The sequence below is a fragment of the Clostridium sp. AF28-12 genome, from assembly GCF_003435225.1.
Classification (GTDB): Bacteria; Bacillota; Clostridia; order Lachnospirales; family Lachnospiraceae; genus Pilosibacter; species Pilosibacter fragilis.
Genome location: NZ_QWGJ01000008.1, coordinates 1 through 21,959 on the forward strand (window position 1 = coordinate 1; position 21,959 = coordinate 21,959).

The following is a 21,959-nucleotide window of genomic DNA, read 5'->3' on the forward strand; positions in this document are numbered from 1 at the left end:
AGAGATAGAAAAAAGAGTCATCCGATGGATGGCTCTTTTTTCTATGTTCAAGCCCTGCCGGGCTCGAACGGTTCGAATGTCTCCGCTCCGCTGCGGTCGTCGCAGGCGAACGTCCCCCGGACGTTCTGCGACGTCTCGTGCTCTCAAAGAGATAGAAAAAAGAGTCATCCGATGGATGGCTCTTTTTTGTATGTTCGAGCCCTGCCGGGCTCGAACGGTTCGAATGTCTCCGCTCCACTGCGGTCGTAGCAACAATTTCAAATGCTTGTAAATCATAGGATTGCATGGTATGATAAAATATGTTCGGAAATGCTGGCTGAATGTATCAGCAGAAATTGCCGACAGCACGCGATAGAGTTCATGCATGAGGGTCACACGCTCAAAAAAGTTTAAACATGAATCATGAGAAAGGGGACATAGCTGTTCTAAGGCAGTTGTAAGTGTATGGGAAAACATAGAGATGGCTTTAAGAGCCGGACAGGATTTGTACTGGCCTGCATTGGGTCGGCTGTTGGTATGGGGAATATCTGGAGATTCCCATATATGGTTTCAGAATGGGGTGGAATGACGTTCCTGCTTCCATATGTTCTGTTTGTTATTTTGATCGCTTCTACCGGAGTGATCGAGGAAATGGCGCTTGGCCGCGCGGCAAAGAGCGGACCGATCAAAGCATTCGGTAAATGTACGGAGATCCGCACCGGAAATAAGCGGATAGGAGAGGTGATCGGTGTGATTCCGGTTATCGGATCCCTGGCATTGGCGATCGGATATAGCGTGGTCGTAGGATGGATCTTTAAATATACATTTTTTGCACTTTCCGGTGGTCTCTTCCACTTAGGGCAGGACGTAGCCGCGATCGAAGGCTTGTTTGGAGGTACAGCCGCCGCATTTGGAAATAATGTATGGCAGGTGGTCGCAATGCTTGTAACCGCGGTGATCATGGCATATGGAATTTCCGGCGGAATTGAGAAAGCGAATAAGATCATGATGCCGATGCTTTTTATCCTGTTTGTTGGGCTCGGCATATATATTTTTACACTTCCAGGTTCGGAACATGGATATCGTTATATTTTTACACTGGATCCCAAAGGGCTTTTTGATCCAAGACTCTGGATCTACGCGTTCGGCCAGGCATTCTTTTCGCTTTCCATCGCAGGAAATGGAACAGTCATTTACGGTTCTTATTTGAGCGAGGAAGAGGATGTGGTCAGCTCAGCAAGAAATGTAGCATTTTTTGATACATTAGCGGCGCTTCTTGCGGCACTCGTCATTATACCGGGCATGGCAGTGGGAGGCGCAGAACTATCGTCAGGCGGACCGGGGCTGATGTTTATTTATCTGCTGAATGTGTTTAATGGCATGCCGGGCGGATGGTGTGTAGAGATAGTCTTTTATGTCTGTGTTTTGTTTGCAGGCTTAAGCTCTCTGGTAAATCTTTATGAGGCACCGGTAGAGATGATGCAGGAGCGGTTTGGGTTCAGGCGGAAAATTGCGGTTGCAGTGATCGCGATGCTTGGCGGTATCATTTCCCTGATGATCCAGGGAATCGTTTCCGGATGGATGGATGCGGTCTCCATTTATATCTGTCCGCTTGGCGCGATGCTTGCTGCTATCATGTTTTTCTGGGTAGCCGGAAAGGATTTTGCGCTTACAGCAGTTAACAAAGGAACGAAAAAAACGATCGGCAGCTGGTTTATGCCGCTTGGAAAATATGTATTGGTTCCGGCTGCGCTTCTCGCACTTGTGGCGGGGGCGCTGCTTGGGGGAATTGGCTGATAAGAGATACTTTCATGTTTCGTTAGGAGAAATCTGAGGACGGCATGTGGAAAACTTAATGGAGGAGATGACTAAAAATGAGCAGATTAAACGAATTGCTCCAACAGGCGGGCAATATTGGACGGAACGAAGATGGTTCGATCACAAGACTGGGATTTTCAGAAAAATATTTTCAGGCGCTTGAGTTTTTAAAAGGACGCATGCAGGAGCTGGGAATGCAGGTGGAGACTGACCCGGTCGGAAATCTTCATGGCGTATTGCAGGGGAGTGACCCGGCAGCAAAATCCATCGTGATCGGCTCCCACATGGATACAGTTATGCAGGGCGGTGTTTATGATGGAATGCTGGGTGTGACCGGTGCATTGGAAGTTGCAGCCCGCTTAAAGGATGAAGGACGTACCCTGCGCCATCCATTGGAGATCTGGGGATTTAATATGGAAGAGTCCAGTATTCTTGGCGGTACATTTGGAAGCAGATGCGTGACAGGGATGCTCGATCCGGATATTCCCGGATATGCGGAAAAATTAGCAAAGTTTGGCTGCAGTCCGGAAAAAGCAAAAGCCGCAAAGAGAGATATCAGCAAGTATGAGTGCTACCTGGAGTATCATATCGAACAGGGCGATAAACTCGATCATACGGGAATCGATGTGGGAGTTGTCAGCGGAATCGTCAGCATCATCGACTATAAGGTAACGGCAAAAGGCATGAGCAACCATGCGGGCACAACGATGATGGCTAACAGAAAAGATGCGCTTGTCGGAATGGCAAAGCTGATCGTGGCAGCAGAAGAGCGGGCAAGAGAACTGAATGACACACTTGTATTTACGGTCGGAAAGATCGCTGTATCCCCCGGACAGGAAAATGTAATTCCGGGACAGGCTGTGGCGAACTTTGAGATGCGTCATATGGACAAAGCTGTAACTGATCAGTTCTATGCAGATATTCAGGCATTTGCAAAAGAGATTCCGAACTGTGAGTTTGAATTTGTAAATACCAGTGCCAAATATTCCACACCGTGTGATCCGAGATTGATCAAACTGATCGACGATGTCTGCACGGAAAAGGGAATCAGCCATATCATCATGCCAAGTGGTGCAGGTCATGACGCGAATTCGATGGCCCACGAAGGTGTCCCGATCGGTATGATCTTTGTTCCGAGTGTCAAGGGCATCAGCCATCAGGGAGACGAATATACAAAACCGGAACATATCGATATGGGGGCGGATGTTCTGTATCAGACGGTGTTAAAACTGGATGAAAATGGATTTTAAGTTTTACAGATGCTCAAATGAAGAACTGAATTTTATCTGGCAGAACTTGAAAAACGATATAAACATAGGAGGTATTTTATCATGGCAAAGGAAGCGAATCCGATTCCACAGGGAAAGTATGTACCGGCAACGAGATTTGGCAATCTGATCTTTACAGCAGGTATGACACCGAGAAACAATGGTGTTCTGATCAAGACAGGAAAAGTAAAAGCGTCAGATGATATTGCTGATTATAAGGACGCTGTTGTACAGGCCGCGAAGAATGCGCTCACAGCTGCAAAAAATAAGCTGGAAGAGGGCGAGAAGATCGTACAGATCATGCAGATTACAGTTTATGTAAATTCTGAGCCGGATTTTACAAAGCAGCCGAAGATCGCGGATTTCGCGTCTGAGTATTTCTGCGAGGAGCTTGGGGAATCCGGAGTTGGAAGCCGCGCGGCTGTCGGTGTTGCGGTTCTTCCGGGAGAAGCTCCAGTGGAGATCGCGATCATTGCGGGGGTAGGCAAGTAAAATAAATTCATGCTATAAAAGAAGACCACTGATGGGAAAGATCCTGCTCAGTGGTCTTTTTTGTGTAACAGGAAATTCCGAGGAATTTCCTGTTACATAAAAAGGCACTGACGTGCCAATGATGCACGCTTGCGCGAAGATGTAGATTGTCGCAAGCAGCCGCGGGAGGCACGGAAATGTGCCAAGTCACATTCTTTTTTATTATTTTAAATATTAATGGCAATAAACATATGATAAACAGATGTATTATATTTGATATTGATATGTTTTATGCGGCGTTTTGAATTGACAAATAGTCTCTGGTTGAATATAATAAAAATACAAATATATGAATGCGTTCCAATATAATGAATTTAGAAGCGATTGAATCACGATTTCCGATTGACCAATTTTGGCTGTTTCTGGCCGACTCTATGTGGCCGATTCTACCCAACGCTAACAATGAGGAAGAATTATACGTAAAGAAACAAAAGAAGATTCGGAAATGAACAACAGAAGGGATGGATGGTTATGTTTGGTGTTTCTGGCAGTTGTGTATTTTTATGGTGTGTTTATTTGTTTTTAGGTATTTTTCCGCTGATTTATGTCACGGTTAATGACAAGAAGAAAGGGGGAAAATAAGATATGTCAAATAATGCTTTGTATATGATCGTTACGGTCATATTTATGGTCGGTCTGGCAGTGATCGGTATCTTAATTTCCCGCGGAATCAAGGACACGGAAGATTGGATGGTTGCCAGTAAATCATTAGGAAAACTCCCGATGGCTGGTACCTACTTTGCAACAATTATTTCTGCAACGTCAATTATGAGCTACATGGGCTATTATTACCTGAACGGTTGGTCTGGATGGTGGAATGCAGCCGGTACGCTTCTGACTTCTTTCCTCGCATGTATGTTCTTTGCAAGAAGAATGCGTCAGAGTGAATGTAATACTCTTCCGGAGCTGATTGAAAAACGTTACAGCGGAAAGTATTCCATCGTTATGAGTCTTCTGATCGTTGTAAGCTGTACTGCACTGTTAGGTGCACAGGTAACAGGTGCAACTATCATTTTACAGACTTTCTCCAATTGGAGCACATTAACATGCTGTGTTATTTTACTTGCAGTGTTTGTCGTATTCACATGTATCGGTGGTATGAAAGCGGTTGCATGGACAGATACGATCTGCTCCTTCGTAATCATCATTGGTATTTGGCTGATCGCAATCCAGTTCCTGTTAAAGGTTGGCGGATTCACAGCTATGAACGAAGGTATTGCGGCTCTGAATCCGGAATTTGTAAAAGGATTCAGTGTTAAGATCCCGCCGATCACAGCGTTAAGCTGGGTAGTTACATGGGGTATCTGTAACTTTGGTGCACCGCAGTTCGTAGCACGTTTCATGTCTGCTGAGAGCCCGGAAGTTGCTTCTAAGAGCCAGGGTATCACAGGCATCGGTTTATTACTTTTCTATGTTCCACTTGCAATCACTGGTTTATGCGGTATGCTGATCCACCCGGGTATCGAAAAGCAGGATATGGTATTTACAACATTAGTATTTAGTGAAGTAAATCCGATTATCGGAGCAATCATGCTTGCATCTGTTGTAGCAGCTATCATTTCTACAGCAGACAGCTTACTTCTTTTGATCGCTACAACATTTGCACATGACTTCTATTCCAAGGTAAAGAGCAATGTATCGGATAAAGAAGAGTTATTCGTATCTCGTGTTTCTACAATCGTATTTGGTATCGGTGCCGTTGCCCTTACATTCGTTATGAGCGACACGATCCAGATCATTCAGGCGAAAGCCGTTACTCTTATGGGTGCTGCAATGGCAGTCCCGATTATGGTCGGCGTTGCATGGAAGCGTGCAAATAAAATCAGTGCCATGATCGCAGCAGCGGCTGGTTTTGTGACAGCACTTGTTTGGTACGGCCTTGGACAGCCAGCTGGTATTATGGCAGCTCTTCCGGCGTGTCTGGTATGCTTTATCGTAATCATGGTTGGCTCTGTTATGACTCCGGAAAGTGCAAATGAATCTGCTGATAAGGAGACAATGGATCACTTATTTGGAGAGACAAAATAAAAAATAGAATTAAGAGATTTGCCTGCGCCGTCATAATGATCATTCTGACGGCGCAAGGAGATCTCAGTGAAAGAGGTGGATCATCGATATGAGCAGATTAAATGAATTGCTGCAGCAGGCTGGAAACATTGGACGGAATGAAGATGGTTCGATTACCCGGCTTGGATTCTCAGAAGGATACTTTCAGGCACTTGAGCTTTTAAAAGCACGCATGAAAGAAATAGGAATGCAGGTGGAAACTGACCCGGTTGGAAACCTTCATGGCATTTTGCCGGGCAGTGATCCGGAAGCAAAAGCAATTGTAATCGGTTCTCATCTGGATACAGTTATTAAGGGCGGTGTTTATGATGGCATGCTCGGTGTGACCGGTGCAATGGAAGTTGCAGCTCGTTTAAAGGACGAAGGCCGTACACTGCGTCATCCATTGGAAATTTGGGGATTTAATATGGAAGAGTCCAGTATCCTCGGTGGAACCTTCGGAAGCCGCTGTGTGACAGGAATGATCGATCCGGATCTTCCGGGATATCCGGAAAAATTAGCAAAGTTTGACTGTAGTCCGGAGAAAGTTAAAGCTGCAAAGAGAGATATCAGCAAGTATGAATGTTATCTGGAATATCATATCGAACAGGGCGATAAACTCGATAATGCGGATCTTGATGTCGGTGTTGTCAGCGGAATCGTCAGTGTGATCCGCTATGAAGTGACAGCTAAAGGCATGAGCAATCATGCAGGAACGACGATGATGGTAAACAGAAAAGATGCACTTGTCGGAATGGCAAAGCTGATCGTTGCAGCAGAACAGCGTGCAAGAGAACTGAGCGATACACTTGTATTTACCGTCGGAAAGATCGCCGTATCTCCGGGACAGGAAAATGTAATTCCGGGACAGGCAGTGGCAACCTTTGAGATGCGTCACATGGACAGAGCTGTTACAGATCAGTTCTATACAGATATCCAGGCACTCGCAAAAGAAATTCCGAACTGTGAATTTGAATTTGTAAATACCATCGCAAAATACTCTACACCGTGTGATCCGAGGCTGATCAAACTGATTGATGGTGTCTGCACAGAGAAAGGAATCGGTCATGTCATCATGCCGAGCGGTGCTGGCCACGACGCAAACCCGATGGCACACGAAGGAGTCCCGATCGGTATGATCTTTGTTCCGAGTGTTAAGGGCGTCAGCCATCAGGGTGATGAATATACAAAACCGGAACATGTGGACATCGGTGCTGACGTTCTGTATCAGACGGTACTGAAACTTGATGAAAACGGACTTTAAAGCCTGACAGATAAAATGGAAAAGGAGAATGAGACTATGATGGATCTTGCTGTAATCAATGGACTTGTATTTATTGAAGGCGGCTTCCGCAAAGCGGATGTCGGAATTAAAGATGGGAAATTTGCTTTGATCGCAGAGCCGGGCTGCCTGCCGGAAGCTGAGCGCACAATTGATGCAGGCGGAAAATATGTTCTTCCTGGTGGAATTGATACTCATGTACATTATCGTGATCCTGGCCACTGGGAGCGTGAGACATTTGAGGTTGGTACACGTGCAGCAGCAGCCGGTGGATGTACAACATTCTTTGAGCATCCGATTTCTATGCCGCCGCAGTGGAATGGAGAGATTTTAAAGAACCGTATCAGCATCTGTAAAGGTGAAGAAAGCGCAGCGAATGACCGTCATGAGAAAGGAAGCTGTGTAGACTTCTGCTTCTTCGGAGCAGCAGGCGGTGAGCATCCGGAAGCAATCGAGCCGCTTTCCCATGAAGGAATTATCGCATATAAGACATTCTTACATGAAGCTCCGGAAGGAAGAGATGCAGAGTTTGAAGGTCTGACAAGTGCAAACAACGATCAGTTATACCGTGTCCTTGAAGAAGTTAAGAAGACAGGTCTGGCAGTTGCGGCACATGCAGAGGATAATGAGCTTGTAACAGGTTTCATTAAACGCCTTAGAGAACAGGGACGTCAGACAGAAAATATTGCTCACTGTGAGTCACGTCCACCGATCGTAGAGATCGAAGCAATCTCCAAGATGCTGAAATTTGGTAAGGACGTTGGATGCCCGATCGAATTAGTACATGTTTCCACCTGGCAGGCAATGGAACTTGCAAAGAAAGCAAAAGCAGAGGGACAGCCGGTTATGGTCGAGACCTGTCCGCACTATCTGCTTCTCGATGAGAGCTATGTAGAAAAATACGGTGCATACGCAAAGTGCAACCCGGCGCTTAGAAAAAAAGAGGATGTAGAGCGTCTCTGGGATTATGTAAAAGACGGTACCGTTGATTTCATCGGCAGTGATCACAGCCCGTTCTTAGTTTCCGAGAAAGAAAAGAAAGATAAAGATGGAAATAAGGATATTTTCCTTTCTCCATCTGGATTCCCGGGAATCGATCTTCGTCTCCCGTTAATGATTACAGAGGGATTAAAGCGTGGCGTCAGCCTTGAAAAGATTGTAGAACTCTTAAGCGTTAATCCAGCTAAGTTATTCCATATCTTCCCACAGAAAGGAACGATCTCTGCAGGAGCAGACGGCGACCTTGTTATCGTTGATATGAATAAGAAGGTTACCTGCCATGCTGAGGACAGCTATTCTCAGGCAAAAGGTATCATGAAGGTATACGAAGGCTGGCAGCTTGACTGTGCAGTTGACAGTACAATCGTTCGTGGACGTGTTGTTTACGAGAATGGTAAAGTTGACGAGAGCGCATCTGGCTGGGGCGAATTTGTAAAACCGGTATTAAAAAAATAATTAAATCATGATTTTATGAGAAAATTCCCTGTGAATAAAAGTTTCAGCTGTTCAACAGGGAATTCTCTAACTATTATGTTTATTTCTATTTAGGGAAAAATGATCAGAACAGCCGGGGGATACAGCTGGTCTGATCTGCAAAATGTATAATGTCAAAGGGGAAATTATTATGACAAGAGAAGCAAATCCAATTCCGCAGGGAAAATATGTTCCGGCAACAAGATTCGGCAATATGATCTTTACAGCAGGTATGACACCGCGCAATAACGGAGTACTGTTAAAAACAGGAAAAATTAAAGCAACAGACGAAATTGCAGATTATAAAGAGGCTGTTGTCCAGGCAGCAAAGAATGCACTGACAGCGGCGAAAAATAAGCTGGAGAACGGTGAAAAAATTGTACAGATCATGCAGATCACCGTTTATGTAAACAGCGAGACAGATTTCACAAAACAGCCAAAGATTGCAGATTTTGCATCGGAGTATTTCTGTGAAGAACTCGGAGAATCTGGAGTCGGAAGCCGGGCTGCGGTTGGGGTTGCAGTTCTTCCGGGGGACGCACCGGTTGAAATATCTATTATTGCTGGAGTTGAAAATTAAAAATTAACAGGATGTAATAGAAAGTGACTGCTGTCAAATAGAAAATTTGTGCAGCAGTTTTTCTATTTACATATGTAGTGAATGGAAAATCAGAAAATACATGCGAGTATATATGTAGGGGGAGTATATATGTCATTATTTCCAGAAAGCGCTTATCAGTTAGAATTACCCAAAATGCATAGAGTCCTGCAAAAATTTGATACAACACAGTTAGAAAATGTAGAGGAGACTTTGCGTGCCGAAATGCATAAGAAGGAAATCAGCAGTCTTGTAAAACCGGGAATGAGGATTGCTATGGCCGTGGGAAGCCGCGGAATTCAGAATTTGGCGTTGATCGTCAAAACTATTGCGGACGAATTGCAGAACATGGGAGCAATGCCGTTTATCGTTCCGGCTATGGGATCGCATGGAGGAGGAACCGCTAAGGGACAGACAGCGGTTTTGGAAGGCTATGGAATTACGGAAGAGGCAATAGGAATCCCGGTTAAATCCAGTCTCGAGGTTGATGAAATTGGAACCGTAGAATGTGAGAGTGGAACGGTTCAGGTTGTAGTTGATCATTATGCAGCTCATGCTGATCTGATCATTCCTATTGGAAGAGTAAAACCGCATACAGATTTCAGAGGTCCTATTGAAAGCGGATTATGTAAAATGCTTACGATCGGGCTGGGAAAATTTGAGGGCTGCACGAGACTGCACCATATGGGAGCAATACATTTTCCTACGCTTCTTCCAGTTGCCGCAAAACTTGTAATTGACAAAACTCCGGTAGGTTTTGGAGTTGCAATTATTGAAAACAGCTATGATCAGACGTACCATATTGAGATGGTTCCTGCAGACAAGATCCACGACAGAGAGCCGGAATTGTTAAAAATCGCGCGTTCAAAGATGCCAAAGATCCTGGTGAAGGAAATTGATGCATTAATTGTGCAGGAAATGGGAAAAGATATTTCCGGAGCAGGTATGGATCCGAATATTATAGGACGTGCGGCCAGAGGAAGATTGAAAGACTTTGATGGTCCGGAAATACAGAGAATTTTAGTGAAGAGTCTTACAAAAGATACACATGGAAATGCAAGCGGCATTGGATTAGCGGACTATGTTTTAAAGCCGTGTGCGGAAACAATCGATTTAGGGGCAACATACACCAACTCGGTGAGCTGTGGTAATCCGGAAGGTGGCCGGATTCCAATTCAGGTGACAGATGTAAAAGAGGGAGTTTTAGCCTGTCTGCGGAGTGGTGTGGGTGTAGAGCTGAATGCTCCGAAGCTTGTGTATATAAAAAATACACTCCAATTAGGGGAGATATGGGTCTCAGATGCACTTATCGAGGAAGTGAGAAGAAATCCTCAGCTGATATTATGTGATGAAGAGCAGTCGATCGAGAAGTTACAAATGTCATAAAAGAGGAGAAAAATGATAAGTCTCCTGTTATTGCAAAATTTGTTTGTTTTTCCATGCAGAATGCATTATACTAAAAAGAGGTGAAAAAGAAATAAATGGAAATAATCCTTTTTGGGGGGTAAAATGAATGCAGGAAAAGGAACCTCAATATATAAATTCAATTATAAGGGCAACTGCGATATTAGAGTTATATGAAAAGCTGAATGTACAGTATCTTGGAATCGCCGAGATCAGCAAAGAATTGGGAATTCAGAAAACAACGGTATTTAATATTGTAAAAACACTGGTGCATCAGGGATGGCTGATTCAGGACAATCCGAACGGAAAATACCGGCTTGGGACCAGAATTCTCAGGGTATCCACGATGATCACGCGGAGTATCACGACGGAAGAACTCATAGAAAAGGAAATGAGGCGCCTGAGAGATGAGTACAATGAGGATGTTGTACTGACTGCTATGGTTGACGGGGTTCCAATCTGTGTAGAGAAAGTAAAATCTGCAAATTATCTCCAGATCCAGTCAAAAGTAGGACGTGTCGGAAGCTATGTAAAGGGTTCCACTGGAAAGACCGTGTTTGCATGGCAGCCGGAGAATTTTATTCAGGAGATACTGAGAAAGATATATCCGGAGACGGAAGCGGGATTGCGGGAGAAAGAGCAGGTTGAGGAACAGCTAAAAAAAATCCGGGAGCAGGGATATTGTATCAGTATTTCAGAGCAGGATAAGGGCGTTGCATCTGTTGCGGTTCCAATCTTAAATGATAAAGGGTATGCAGTATACTCACTGGCTGTGGTCGGAGAGGAAAATCGAATGCGGCAGAAGGGGCTGGATGTGATCCGGCAGGAGCTTGTGAGAGTTGCACGGAGTCTTGGAAGAGAACAGCATTATATGAAAGGGTAGCAGCTTTTTACAGAAAATTTATCCCACAACAAATATAGAAAAACACTGTTTTGCATGAAGGGGGTAATCAAAAATGCGAAACAGTGTTTTTTCTATTATCAGTAAATAAGGAGGTAATCAATAGTGGTGTGGATCGTATCGGGCATGTAAGAGGGAATAATCCAATTTGGGTGCATTTGGATTAGATTATGCGCGGTAGATATCGACCATCTTGCAGATTCTCTTTACAGCATCAACGGCCTTGTCGTGATCCTGAGAGAAATTCATACGGATAAAATCACCGTACTGTTTGCCGAACTCTGTACCCGGTGTTACAGTAACACTTGCCTGTGCGCGGCAGAGCTTTGTAAACTGGAAAATATCAACTTTTAATTTCGGCAACTGCATGAAGATATAGCTTCCGCCTTCTGTTGGACGAGCCCAGCATCCAGGGCAGCTGTTGATGACGGCAAGAATATCATCGCGGATCTGTCTGTGATCAGCAATACGTTTCTCCATCCATCCATCCGGCTCAGAGAACCATCTGTAGAAAGCTGCCTGATTGTAACCTGCACAGCGTAAGGAAACGACGGCCTGAAGTTTTTCCATGCGGGTGATGATTTCAGGTGTACCATAGCCGACACCGAGACGGAAACCACTTAAGGACTCTGTTTTGGACGGACCCATAATTGTGATCAGCTTGTCCGGTTTCTCCGGGAGTGCACGCATGTGTGTGTAAGTGAAATCTTTTTCAAGGATCTGGCGGCTGTAAAGCTCATCTGCAAGGATTGCAACGTCGTATTTCTTTGCGAGGCGTGCAATCTCAGAAACTTCTTCTTTGGAGAAGACTGCGCCAGTCGGGTTGTTCGGGTTTGAGTAGAGGAACAGCTTTACACCGTTTTTGAAAGCTTCTTCCAGCTCTTTTAAATCGATACCGGATGTGTGGGGAGCAGCGTCTTTCCAGTTCATGTGGATCGGAACCATCTCGCCCTCGAAGAATTCAACAAGTTTACGGTTGTCGAAGTAATCCGGTTCAACGATAGCGACCTTGTCACCTCTGCCGACTAAGGAACCCATCGCTAAGAAAAGCGCTCCCTGTGTACCAGGTGTAAGGATGATCTCTGTCTTCGGGTCTACCGGAGCGCCGCTGTACTCTGCGAGTTTTTCAGCAAGATATTCACGGATCGCGCCTTTGCCGCGGTATTCTGTGTATGCCTGATAGGTACCATCTACACAATAGTGTTTCACAAATGTCTCAAGGCTGCCTGGGATCGGCTGGTGTGCGTTTACATCACCGTGAGAGAAATCAACAGCCGGTCCTTCAAGTTTGTCACCGATCATCGGAAGATCTTCTGCTTTCTGAAGTCCTTCCTGTCCGGGGGCGTTGTCTGTGCCCAGTCTTGCAAATTTTTCTGCTAAATAATCCATAAGTTTACCTCTCCTTTTTATCAATCAGTCTGGTGTGTGAAAATTGGAATGACTGCATTGACTGTGTGAAATGCTTTTCTCTTTGTATCTATACAATAACATGAAAAGATCACATTGTAAAACGGATAAATCAGATATATAATATATGCAAAACAGATGTTTTGGGAGGTGAAATTTATGAATGATGAGGCACTCGAAACGTATTTAAATATTGTAAAGACACATAGCCTGACAAAGACAGCGGAGAACATGTTTATCTCACAGTCAGCAGTGAGCAACCGGCTGATCAGTCTGGAAAAGGAATTGAACGTGAAACTTATTGATCGCAGTCCGGGGCAGAAAGGGGTTGTGCTGACGCAGAAAGGTGAAGAATTTGTTGAATTTGCGAAAAGGCATCAGGAACTGAACCGTCAGATTCAGGATTGGAGCCGGGGAGATGTGACGGAGGTGTTACGGGTAGCGTCTGTTATCAGCCTCACGGACTATGTGAAAGGGTTTTACAGGGAACTTCTTGGGAAGGGAAAACTTTCGATCACATTAGCGACACACTGGACAGACCGCATTATTTCGATGTTGGAGAACAGAGAGACAGACATCGGAATTACCCCGCGTGTCTTTTATTCGAAGGCGGTGGAGGCTGTACCGATCTTTAGGGAACCGTTATTTCTGCTTAGCTCAAAAAGTGTTTCTGATTACCCTGAGGTTGTGCAGGCACAGCAGTTAAAGCGTTCCAATGAAATCTATTTTGATTGGGGAACGGGGTTTGTGGAGTGGCATGAAAAGCAGATGAACCCGTTAGATCTGCCGCTTATGGTGACAGATACAACGGAGCTGATACCGGAACTTTTACGGATTCCTAATTCTTTCAGTATTATTCCTGCATGCATTTTTAAAAACTATCATGATACAGAGCTGAGACTTTCCAGAATTGTTCCGGAACCACCTCCAAGAATCTGCTATCTCTTAAAGCTTAGGGAACTGCACTCACAGAAAAAGGAACTGATCGAGCAGTTTGAAAAGGAATTTAAAGAATATATACGGACGGTTGAGGATGTTATCAGTATTTAGCCGGAAAACATCTCCACCGCCAGCTTCGTAAATTCCTCCATAGCCTTTGATACATATCTCTTTTTCTTCCACATAACAGCGATGTCACGGCTCACATCATCGGAGTCCAGCTTGTAAAAGACGACGGGTTCATCGTGGTCGGACATGCGGACAACGGTGTCAGACAGGAGTGTGACGCCGAGACCGGCACCGCAGGAGCGGTAGGCGGTGGCGAGCTGATCCAACTGCAGGCGGATATTTGGGGCAAAGCCATTTTGGGAACAGAGCTTCACGGCGCGCTCGTAGGCAATGGTCTCCGGGCGAAGCAGCAGGAAAGGGGCCTTTGCGAAGGAAGAGAGGGGGACGGAAGGCGCAGCCGGATCTAAATGAACACCGCGGCGGATCTCATCGGCGGTGAATGCCGCAGGAAGAAGGTCTTTTTTTATTCCCATAGAGGCAAAGAAATTTGGAGCATCTGGGACAGCGAGGAGAAAGTGGTCTTCAAAGAGGATAACAGAGTTGAAGGTGTCACACTGCTGGTCCACCGGATCCACAAGGATGTCGAGCGCTTCATTCGCGAGCCGCTTTTGTAATTCGAGAGATGGCGCTTCCTGAACGTCCAGAGAGATTCCGGGATAGCGGCGGCTGTACTCGGCAACGACCGGGAGAACGATGCTGGAGAGGAAAAAGCTGGAGGCGCCGATCCTCAGAGCCCCTGTTTTGAGGTTCGAGAGGTCGTTGCAGTAGACCTTCAGATCCTCTTCAATGCGGTGGAGCTTTTCCACGGCATCGATGTAGGTGCGGCCGGCGTCAGTTAAAAGAAGACGGGAGGAAGAACGCTCAAATATGGGCTGGCCTAACTCCTGTTCTTCTTTTTTTACTGCGATGCTGATAGCGGGCTGGGTGATATAGAGATTCCTTGCCGCGGCGGAGAAGCTGCCGCAGCGGTAAATTTCGTAGATATAGTCTTTTGACTGGAACATTTTGTTCTCCTACATATAAATGATGTTGGGGTCAAAAGCTTTTGACCCCTCTGATACCGGATTGCTCTGCACTGCGTGCTCCCGCATCTCCGCTCTGCTTCGGTCGGTGCTAAACATGTGCCACTGGCACATAGCCCCCTCAAAAACATTCGTAATTCGCTCATTTTGCTTTGAAAAATGGCTGCTTACTCATGTTTTTGGCGGGTCTCAAGGTCAAAAATTCTCCTGCAAGCAAGCTTGCGTCGAACTTCTGACCTTTTGACCCTAGTATCATATAAATATAGTTAATGAAAAATATCAATATTATAAATTTGATTATATATGAGATCCATGGTATATTCAAGATGATCAAGGGAGGGAATAAAAATTACTGTACACGGGTAGGAATTTTCTGAACTGAAAATTCCGTACAATACAGTGGTGGTAGTGGATTTTGCCGATTCGGAATGCGAAGCATCGGCAAAATCAGTTACTGTTTGCGCAAGGTGTGAACAGTAAAAGGATTTATGTGCCAGGAAGATAGCTTTTGACAGATCAAAATAACAGCAAATACGAACAGCAGCACAGTGGAAACAGTTTCCCGGAGATGATGAAAGAACGCGGGCTGTGCAAAAAGGGAGAAGGAAATGAGTTACTTAAAAACATTGCTTATCATCTGCCCGATCTTCTTTATTTCGGGTATCATTGATTCTATAGGCGGAGGCGGAGGATTGATCGCGTTGCCGACATACTTAATGATCGGATTGCCGGTCCGCTCGGCTTACGGCTGCAACAAGCTGCAGGCAGGTCTTGGAAACCTGGTCTCGGCGATCAAGTATTTTAAAAACAACATGGTCGATCTGAGGATCGCACTGGTCTCAGCTATCACGGCGATGACGGGGGCATGGATCGGAACAAAGATCATCTTTCTCCTTCCGGAGGAGAGCATCCAGAAGGCCATCACGGTGGCACTTCCGGTGATCGCCCTCATTATGGTTCTCAGAAAGACAGACGCGAGAAACGTGATCATGAGAAGCGAGATATCAAAAAAAACAGTTGTTCAGGCCCTGATCGTCGGCGTGATCATGGGATTTTACAACAGTCTTTTCGGACCGGGGATCGGTACCGTAGCGATCATCGCATTTACGATGATCATGCACTATGATGCGAGATGTGCGTCCGGTAACGGTAAGGTCCTCATTGTACTTACGAATGCCATTGCCCTTGTAAGCTATGTGAAAACGGGAAATGTCGCTTACGAGATCGCTTGTCCGGCAGCAATCTGTGCCATTGCAGGAAACCTCGTCGGCGTTAATCTGGCAATCAGGAAGGGCGAGAAGATCATCAAACCGGTGATGTTAGTCGTAGTAATCCTCACTGTGATCAAATTTGCCTGGCAGAATCATCTGTGGGGTTAAATGCATAAAATTCAATAAGGTTTACCTGTTTTTGTTTACCCATATAAAAGAGGCCGGTCGATCAAAGACTGGTCTCTTTTATTTGAAAATAGAAAAGACTGATGATCAATGGATATACAGATCATCAGTCTTTTTGGGGAAAATCAGGGGAATATTAAATAATTCCTGTAAAGTAGAGAACGAGAGTCATAGCACAGCAGGCAAGACCGCCGATGAGAGTAGAACCGCCGACAGAGCGGAGTCCCTGTTTGAAGTCCAGATTACTGAGAGAGCAGGTAAGCCAGAATCCGGAACTGTTTGCGTGGCTGAATGCAATGCCGCCAGAGCACATCGCAAGGTAAGCTGCTAAGGTGGAAACGCCGAGAGTCTCAAGCATCGGCTGGCATAAAGCGGCAGAAGTAGTAACAGCTAATGTATTGGAACCGGTAACGATACGGATCAGGATACCGATGAGCATCGGGACGAAAATTCCAGGAATATGGGCACTTACTACGAGGTTTGCGAGAGTTTCTGCAACGCCGGCACTCTTGATAAATGCAGCCAGGGAACCGCCAAGGGCAGTAATAAATACAGGACCTGCACAGTCAATAACTGCTTTGCTGATCCAGTCATTGCGGACATCTTCACGTTTCCACCATTCTTTCACCTGAAGGAATACTGCGAGGAAGCAGCCGATGATCAGGGCAGAGAGAGGTGCACCGATAAAGTTCATAACACTTGCAAATATGGTGCCGGGAAGAAGAACGCCTGTAACAGTCTGACCTACGATTAAGAGGACCGGAACAACGATCGGAAGGATCGCCCTTATAAGACTCATAGTGATCTTGTCTTTAGTATCTTCCTGATTTAAAAAGTTGGCATTTAGCTCTACATGTTCATTCTTTAAAGTTGATGCATAAAGTACGGTTGCGATCAATCCGGGGATAGATACAAGGATGCCCCACGGGATCGCCTCACCGAGAGAAAGACCGAGAGTAGCAGCACCGGCAACTGGGCCAGGAGTCGGCGGAACCAGGGAACTCGTTACGATACTGACCTGAATAACAGCTGCAAATGCCATCATGGAGATTCCGGTCTGCTGCGCCAGGTTTGTACAGAGCGGGATGGTAAGTAAGCTTACGGTATCCGGGAATACAGGGATACCAAGGATGCAGGCACTGGTGCCAATGGCCCAGAGTACACGTTTTTTTCCACAAAAATCTACCAGTGAGGTTGTGAGTTTGACAATTGCGCCGGTTTCACTTAAAATAAGACCGAGCAATGAGCCGAGGAAGATGACCAGAGCAACACTGGTACAGGTACTTCCAAAGCCGGAATTCAGTGTGGACGGAATCTTTTCAAGAGGTGTTCCGACGAGAATACCGAGAGTGATGGTGGCAATTAAAAGTGCGAGTATTGCATGGAATTTTAATTTACCGACCATGAGGATCAATAATGCGACTACAATACATAAGACAATAACAACATAAGTACTAGACATAAAAATCTCCTTTTCCGTATGTAAATCTCCAATACACATATGAGAAGCATAAGCACAATCATATTATAAATAAAAGAATGGGAAAAAACCAACATTGTATGGGAATAAGCTTATTCCAAAATAGACTGTGCAAATTATATAAAAAATAACTAAATACAAAAGAAACGGCACAAAAGTTGCACAGAAAAGAGGAACATGACATGGAATATTTAGAAGTAAGAGATGCAATCTGTGTGCTAGCAGTTGCAGAGGAACAGAGCTTTTCACGAGCAGCGGAGCGGTGCTATATCTCGCAGTCGGCGCTCAGCAAAATCATAAGAAAGACAGAACGTAATCTCGGGGTAGAACTCTTTTCGAGAGGCTGTGTTCCGGTGCGCCTGACGGCAGAGGGAGAACGTTTTCTGGGACTGTTCCGAAAAATGTATGATACACATCTGGAGATGGAGCAGCTAAGTGATGAGATCCGGCGAAGAAAGAAGAGTGACTTAAGCATTGGAGCTGCTTCTTATTTTTGTACATACGTCCTTCCGGGAATTATTGGAGACTATAATCTGGAAAACCCGGAAGTGAATATCAAGGTGATTGAGAGCAATGATAAGGAAAAAGTGGAATTTTTACACTCCGGCATCTGTGATATTGGAATATCCGTCAATACGGAGATGCCGTCAGATCTTGACTATTTCGTCTTATGTCGTGAGAATATTCTGTTAGCAGTTCCAAAGGAGCTGAAGGTCAACCATGGACTTGAGAAAGCAGCGCTGTCATACAGCGATATCTGCAGCGGAAAGTATCTGGATCCGGATACACCGGCGGTTTCGTTAAAAAAGTTTGAAAAGGAGAATTTTCTGTTCCTGCGTCAGGGAAATGATCTTTGGACGAGAGGACTTGCAATCTGCCATGACGCGGGGTTTGAGCCTAAGATTCTGATGGAGCTGGATCAGCTTCAGACCGCGTATTATCTGGCGGATGCCGGAAAAGGCGTTGCATTTATCCGGGCAGGAATTCCTTATTATGTGGGAGATTCCGGAAACCTGAACTTTTACCGGATCGATCATCCCAAAATGAGCAGAGAAGTCCGTGTTTACTATAATAAAGAAGAGAAATTCCCTAAAGTGCAGAAAGATTTTATGGAGTATCTGAAAAAATACCCGGTGTTCGCATGAGCGCACCGGGTATTTCCTTTTTGGAATAGAGTCATGACAGATGCGCACTTGGATTTTGAGTGAAATATAGTTATGATGTTTTCAGAAGCAAAGCACAGGCACAATCTCATATTTGACACACGAAGACTGGAAAGGAGACATTATTATGAAAAAAATTGCATTTTTAGGCGGTGGAAAAATCGGAAGAACGATGATTGCTCATGTGACGGAGGGAAAGAAAGCGGAGGTCGCTTTTGTGTACGATCCGTTTGTAAAGGATACCGACATCTGCGGAGTGAAGGTCGTCTCTGATATTACAGAAGATATGTTTGAGGGACTCGATCTGGTCATTGAGTGCGCGACAGCGGAAGTTGTTGCAGCTAATATCGTGACTGCATTAAAACATTGTGATTTCATGCCGTTCTCCATGACAGCATTTCGCGATGACGAATTAAGAGAAAAAGCAAGGGAGACAAGCCTAACACACGGCACAAGAGTATATCTCCCGCACGGAGCAATTCTTGGTCTGGACGGAATCTTTGACGGACGTTCTGAACTTACAGAGGTTTCAGTTGTCACAACAAAGAATCCGAAAGCTCTCGGAAGAACAGATACCGAGTATACAGTTCTCTACGAGGGATCGACAAGAGAGGCTACGAAGCTTTATCCGAGAAATGTCAATGTCCATGCGGCTCTTGCGCTGGCAGGAATCGGATTTGACAAGACTCATTCAAAAATCGTTGCTGATCCGTCAGTGAACACAAATACTCATGAAATCCACATCGTTGGAAAAGGAATTGATTTCACAATTCGAGTATCCAGCTTCTCTGAAGGTGGAGTGTCCGGCAAATACGTACCGCTTTCCGCATGCGGAAGTCTGGATCGTGTTCTTGGTGGAGCAGGATTCCAGTTTGTATAGAGTCTGAAACATATGGGTTACGAATGAGCACTTATTCAAGAAAGGATATAACAAAACTATGAAAAACAGAATTGCATCAAGAATGGATAAACTTCTTCCTTCAGGAATCAGAAAAGTGAATGAAAAAGCGCTTGCAATGGAAAGAGAAGGAAAAAACGTCATTCATTTTGAGATTGGACGTCCGGATTTTGATACACCGGATTACATAAAAAAAGCAGCTGAGGACAGTTTAAAGCGCGGTGAAGTTTTCTACACATCCAACTATGGCGATATGCAGCTTCGTGAGACGATTGCCTGGAAATTGACGACCCAGAATCAGATTCCGACAAAGGCAACGGAAGTACTTGTCACGGTAGGTCTTTCTGAGGCGATTTTTGATCTCTTATGCACAATCTTAGATGCGGGAGATGAGATTTTGGTTCCGGATCCAGTATGGATGAATTATGTGAATGTTCCGCGTCTTCTTGGTGCAGTTCCGGTAAGCTACAGGCTTCGTGAGGAGAACGACTACCAGATGGATCTCGACGAAGTGAGATCCAAGATCACAGATAAGACAAAAGCGCTTGTTATCGTAACTCCGAATAACCCGACAGGAAGTGTCCTTTCTGAGGAAGTTCTCACAGAACTTGCAAAGCTTGCCGTCGAGAAAGATATTCTGATCATTGCTGACGAAGTTTACGAGCGTCTGCTCTATGATGGAACAAAGCATGTGAGCATTGCCTCCCTTCCGGGAATGAAAGAACGTACTTTCACATTAAATGGAATGTCAAAGGCATATTCCATGACCGGCTGGCGTCTCGGTTACGTATCTGCGCCGGAAGAGTATATCCTTGCGATGAATAAGATCCATCAGCACAACGTTACCTGTGCTCCGTCCTTTGTACAGAAGGCCTCCATCGCTGCGCTCCGCGATGAGACGGACGAAGTAGAGAAGATGGTAGTGGAATATCAAAGGAGAAGAGATTATGCGGTAAAGGCGATCAACGAGATTCCGGGACTCTCCTGCCGCTGCCCAAAGGGTGCATTCTATATTTTCATTAATATCAAAGACCTTGGTATTTCAAGCGCGAAGTTTGCGGATTATCTTCTTGAAGAGGCGTATATTGCACTCGTTCCGGGAGATGTATTCGGCACATCTGGTGAAGGCTATATCCGCATGTCCTTTGCAAACAGCTATGAAAACATCGTGGAAGGTGTAGATCGTATGGCAAAGGCTGTTGAGAAATTAAGAATAGAAAAGTAATCGGGGAGGATATTATGGCAAAAGTTTTAATCACAGAAAAGATCAATCCGATCGGAATTGAAGTTATTAAAAACGCAGGCCACGAGGTGATCCAGATGGAGACACTCGAAGAGTCTGAGTTAAAGGAAAAGATCAAGGATGTTGACGCGGCACTTGTCAGAATTCTGCCGATCACGAGAGAGATCCTGGGAGGTGCAAAGAATTTAAAGATCCTCAGCAAACATGGTGTCGGTGTGGACAATTTTGACATCGAGGCAGCCAAAGAACTTGGAATTGCCTTGACGACAACTCCGGATGCCAATGGAAGATCTGTTGCAGAGCATACATTCGCGCTGATGATGAGCCTTGCGAAGAATATAGTTCCAGTATCAGAAGAGTACAAGAGAATCGGATTTGCGGCGAAGAACTATAAAGAGGGCGTGGAAGTTACCGGAAAGACGCTCGGAATTATTGGATGTGGAAAGATCGGAAGAAGAATGGCAAAGATGGCCCACAATGGTTTTGATATGCGTGTCCTTGTTTATGATCCATATATCACAGAAGTTCCGGAAGGATGCGAACTTGTATCAGAGAAAGAACGTGTTCTCTCTGAGTCTGATTTTATCAGCCTTCACTGCTATCTTTCCGATGAAACTTTCCACTTCATTGGAAAGAAAGAATTTGCTCTCATGAAGCCGACCGCATATCTGATCAACTGTGCCCGTGGGCCGGTTGTGGATGAACCGGCGCTGATCGACGCACTTCTCAACGAGAAACTTGCGGGAGCAGGACTTGATGTGACAGAGGCAGAGCCGCTTGATCCGGAAAGCCCGTTATTTAAGCTTCCGAATGTTATTGTAACGCCCCATTACGCGCCGACTACGAGAGAAGCGGCGACTGCGGTATCCAGAATTGCGGGAGAAAACATTGTGAATTTCCTCCGCGATGGTTCTTGTGTCGGTCGGATCGTATAATTCCTTTCTAAAATATTCATTGAAAAGAGATCTCCATGGCAGATTGCACCAATTTGCCAAGAGATCTCTTTTTGCTGCCATGCATCCGTAAGAAGCTGCCAGCGGC

The 21,959-nt window shown here is 45.2% G+C and carries 18 protein-coding genes; 15 read left to right on the top strand and 3 right to left on the bottom strand.

The window, feature by feature from the left end:
- Positions 1-444: 444 nt before the first annotated feature.
- The 9 genes from DWY93_RS08365 to DWY93_RS08405 all read left to right on the top strand — a co-directional run bounded on the left by DWY93_RS08365 (position 445) and on the right by DWY93_RS08405 (position 11,282).
- On the top strand, positions 445-1,776 hold the full coding sequence (locus DWY93_RS08365; RefSeq protein ID WP_117472188.1) for a sodium-dependent transporter: 1,332 nt from the start codon (positions 445-447) through the stop codon (positions 1,774-1,776).
- Between the two features lie 77 nt (positions 1,777-1,853).
- Positions 1,854-3,047, top strand: a complete 1,194-nt coding sequence (locus DWY93_RS08370; protein ID WP_117472190.1) for a Zn-dependent hydrolase — start codon at positions 1,854-1,856, stop codon at positions 3,045-3,047.
- An 81-nt stretch (positions 3,048-3,128) separates the two neighbouring features.
- Entirely contained in the window at positions 3,129-3,557 is a 429-nt protein-coding gene (locus DWY93_RS08375) for a RidA family protein (protein ID WP_117472192.1), read from the top strand.
- 624 nt (positions 3,558-4,181) lie between these two features.
- Positions 4,182-5,624: a sodium:solute symporter family protein gene (locus DWY93_RS08380; protein WP_117470123.1), complete on the top strand. Its 1,443-nt coding sequence runs from the start codon at positions 4,182-4,184 to the stop codon at positions 5,622-5,624.
- An 88-nt stretch (positions 5,625-5,712) separates the two neighbouring features.
- The gene (locus tag DWY93_RS08385) at positions 5,713-6,906 is read left to right on the top strand and encodes a Zn-dependent hydrolase (protein ID WP_117472194.1); all 1,194 of its coding nucleotides are present in this window, start codon (positions 5,713-5,715) and stop codon (positions 6,904-6,906) included.
- 36 nt (positions 6,907-6,942) lie between these two features.
- Positions 6,943-8,379: an amidohydrolase family protein gene (locus tag DWY93_RS08390; protein ID WP_117472196.1), complete on the top strand. Its 1,437-nt coding sequence runs from the start codon at positions 6,943-6,945 to the stop codon at positions 8,377-8,379.
- A 169-nt stretch (positions 8,380-8,548) separates the two neighbouring features.
- A complete protein-coding gene (locus DWY93_RS08395; RefSeq protein WP_117472198.1) occupies positions 8,549-8,977 on the top strand; it encodes a RidA family protein in 429 nt (142 codons plus the stop codon).
- 129 nt (positions 8,978-9,106) lie between these two features.
- A complete protein-coding gene (locus DWY93_RS08400) occupies positions 9,107-10,381 on the top strand; it encodes a lactate racemase domain-containing protein (protein ID WP_181968520.1) in 1,275 nt (424 codons plus the stop codon).
- Positions 10,382-10,508: 127 nt separating this feature from the next.
- Complete coding sequence (locus DWY93_RS08405) at positions 10,509-11,282, top strand: IclR family transcriptional regulator (protein ID WP_015552733.1); 774 nt, start codon at positions 10,509-10,511, stop codon at positions 11,280-11,282.
- 186 nt (positions 11,283-11,468) lie between these two features.
- On the opposite strand, the gene DWY93_RS08410 is transcribed toward DWY93_RS08405, so the two are convergent.
- Positions 11,469-12,689 carry a pyridoxal phosphate-dependent aminotransferase gene (locus tag DWY93_RS08410; RefSeq protein ID WP_015552732.1) on the bottom strand — a complete coding sequence of 407 codons (1,221 nt, stop codon included), beginning with the start codon at positions 12,687-12,689 and terminating at the stop codon, positions 11,469-11,471.
- A gap of 177 nt (positions 12,690-12,866) precedes the next feature.
- Here DWY93_RS08410 and DWY93_RS08415 point away from each other — a divergent pair, with 177 nt between their 5' ends.
- On the top strand, positions 12,867-13,757 hold the full coding sequence (locus tag DWY93_RS08415; protein WP_181968332.1) for a LysR family transcriptional regulator: 891 nt from the start codon (positions 12,867-12,869) through the stop codon (positions 13,755-13,757).
- On the opposite strand, the gene DWY93_RS08420 is transcribed toward DWY93_RS08415, so the two are convergent.
- Positions 13,754-14,719 (bottom strand): LysR family transcriptional regulator, encoded by a 966-nt coding sequence (locus DWY93_RS08420; protein WP_117472204.1) that lies wholly within the window; start codon positions 14,717-14,719, stop codon positions 13,754-13,756. The genes DWY93_RS08415 and DWY93_RS08420 overlap by 4 nt on opposite strands.
- Positions 14,720-15,345: 626 nt before the next feature.
- On the opposite strand from DWY93_RS08420, the gene DWY93_RS08425 reads away from it, so the two are divergent.
- Positions 15,346-16,116: a sulfite exporter TauE/SafE family protein gene (locus DWY93_RS08425; protein ID WP_117470116.1), complete on the top strand. Its 771-nt coding sequence runs from the start codon at positions 15,346-15,348 to the stop codon at positions 16,114-16,116.
- A gap of 154 nt (positions 16,117-16,270) precedes the next feature.
- On the opposite strand, the gene DWY93_RS08430 is transcribed toward DWY93_RS08425, so the two are convergent.
- On the bottom strand, positions 16,271-17,596 hold the full coding sequence (locus DWY93_RS08430) for a GntP family permease (protein ID WP_181968333.1): 1,326 nt from the start codon (positions 17,594-17,596) through the stop codon (positions 16,271-16,273).
- A 200-nt stretch (positions 17,597-17,796) separates the two neighbouring features.
- On the opposite strand from DWY93_RS08430, the gene DWY93_RS08435 reads away from it, so the two are divergent.
- The 4 genes from DWY93_RS08435 (at position 17,797) to DWY93_RS08450 (ending at position 21,853) form a co-directional block, all read left to right on the top strand.
- Complete coding sequence (locus tag DWY93_RS08435; protein ID WP_117470114.1) at positions 17,797-18,759, top strand: LysR family transcriptional regulator; 963 nt, start codon at positions 17,797-17,799, stop codon at positions 18,757-18,759.
- A gap of 145 nt (positions 18,760-18,904) precedes the next feature.
- Positions 18,905-19,657, top strand: a complete 753-nt coding sequence (locus DWY93_RS08440; protein WP_117470113.1) for an aspartate dehydrogenase domain-containing protein — start codon at positions 18,905-18,907, stop codon at positions 19,655-19,657.
- A 58-nt stretch (positions 19,658-19,715) separates the two neighbouring features.
- Complete coding sequence (locus tag DWY93_RS08445; protein WP_117470112.1) at positions 19,716-20,900, top strand: pyridoxal phosphate-dependent aminotransferase; 1,185 nt, start codon at positions 19,716-19,718, stop codon at positions 20,898-20,900.
- Positions 20,901-20,914: 14 nt separating this feature from the next.
- Positions 20,915-21,853 carry a hydroxyacid dehydrogenase gene (locus DWY93_RS08450; protein ID WP_117470111.1) on the top strand — a complete coding sequence of 313 codons (939 nt, stop codon included), beginning with the start codon at positions 20,915-20,917 and terminating at the stop codon, positions 21,851-21,853.
- The last annotated feature ends 106 nt before the right edge of the window (positions 21,854-21,959 follow it).

Coding starts and splice junctions, on each gene's coding strand:
- DWY93_RS08365 (WP_117472188.1), top strand. CDS start 445: ATGGGAAAACATAGAGATGGCTTTAAGAGCCGGACAGGATTTGTACTG.
- DWY93_RS08370 (WP_117472190.1), top strand. CDS start 1,854: ATGAGCAGATTAAACGAATTGCTCCAACAGGCGGGCAATATTGGACGG.
- DWY93_RS08375 (WP_117472192.1), top strand. CDS start 3,129: ATGGCAAAGGAAGCGAATCCGATTCCACAGGGAAAGTATGTACCGGCA.
- DWY93_RS08380 (WP_117470123.1), top strand. CDS start 4,182: ATGTCAAATAATGCTTTGTATATGATCGTTACGGTCATATTTATGGTC.
- DWY93_RS08385 (WP_117472194.1), top strand. CDS start 5,713: ATGAGCAGATTAAATGAATTGCTGCAGCAGGCTGGAAACATTGGACGG.
- DWY93_RS08390 (WP_117472196.1), top strand. CDS start 6,943: ATGATGGATCTTGCTGTAATCAATGGACTTGTATTTATTGAAGGCGGC.
- DWY93_RS08395 (WP_117472198.1), top strand. CDS start 8,549: ATGACAAGAGAAGCAAATCCAATTCCGCAGGGAAAATATGTTCCGGCA.
- DWY93_RS08400 (WP_181968520.1), top strand. CDS start 9,107: ATGTCATTATTTCCAGAAAGCGCTTATCAGTTAGAATTACCCAAAATG.
- DWY93_RS08405 (WP_015552733.1), top strand. CDS start 10,509: ATGCAGGAAAAGGAACCTCAATATATAAATTCAATTATAAGGGCAACT.
- DWY93_RS08410 (WP_015552732.1), bottom strand. CDS start 12,689: ATGGATTATTTAGCAGAAAAATTTGCAAGACTGGGCACAGACAACGCC.
- DWY93_RS08415 (WP_181968332.1), top strand. CDS start 12,867: ATGAATGATGAGGCACTCGAAACGTATTTAAATATTGTAAAGACACAT.
- DWY93_RS08420 (WP_117472204.1), bottom strand. CDS start 14,719: ATGTTCCAGTCAAAAGACTATATCTACGAAATTTACCGCTGCGGCAGC.
- DWY93_RS08425 (WP_117470116.1), top strand. CDS start 15,346: ATGAGTTACTTAAAAACATTGCTTATCATCTGCCCGATCTTCTTTATT.
- DWY93_RS08430 (WP_181968333.1), bottom strand. CDS start 17,596: ATGTCTAGTACTTATGTTGTTATTGTCTTATGTATTGTAGTCGCATTA.
- DWY93_RS08435 (WP_117470114.1), top strand. CDS start 17,797: ATGGAATATTTAGAAGTAAGAGATGCAATCTGTGTGCTAGCAGTTGCA.
- DWY93_RS08440 (WP_117470113.1), top strand. CDS start 18,905: ATGAAAAAAATTGCATTTTTAGGCGGTGGAAAAATCGGAAGAACGATG.
- DWY93_RS08445 (WP_117470112.1), top strand. CDS start 19,716: ATGAAAAACAGAATTGCATCAAGAATGGATAAACTTCTTCCTTCAGGA.
- DWY93_RS08450 (WP_117470111.1), top strand. CDS start 20,915: ATGGCAAAAGTTTTAATCACAGAAAAGATCAATCCGATCGGAATTGAA.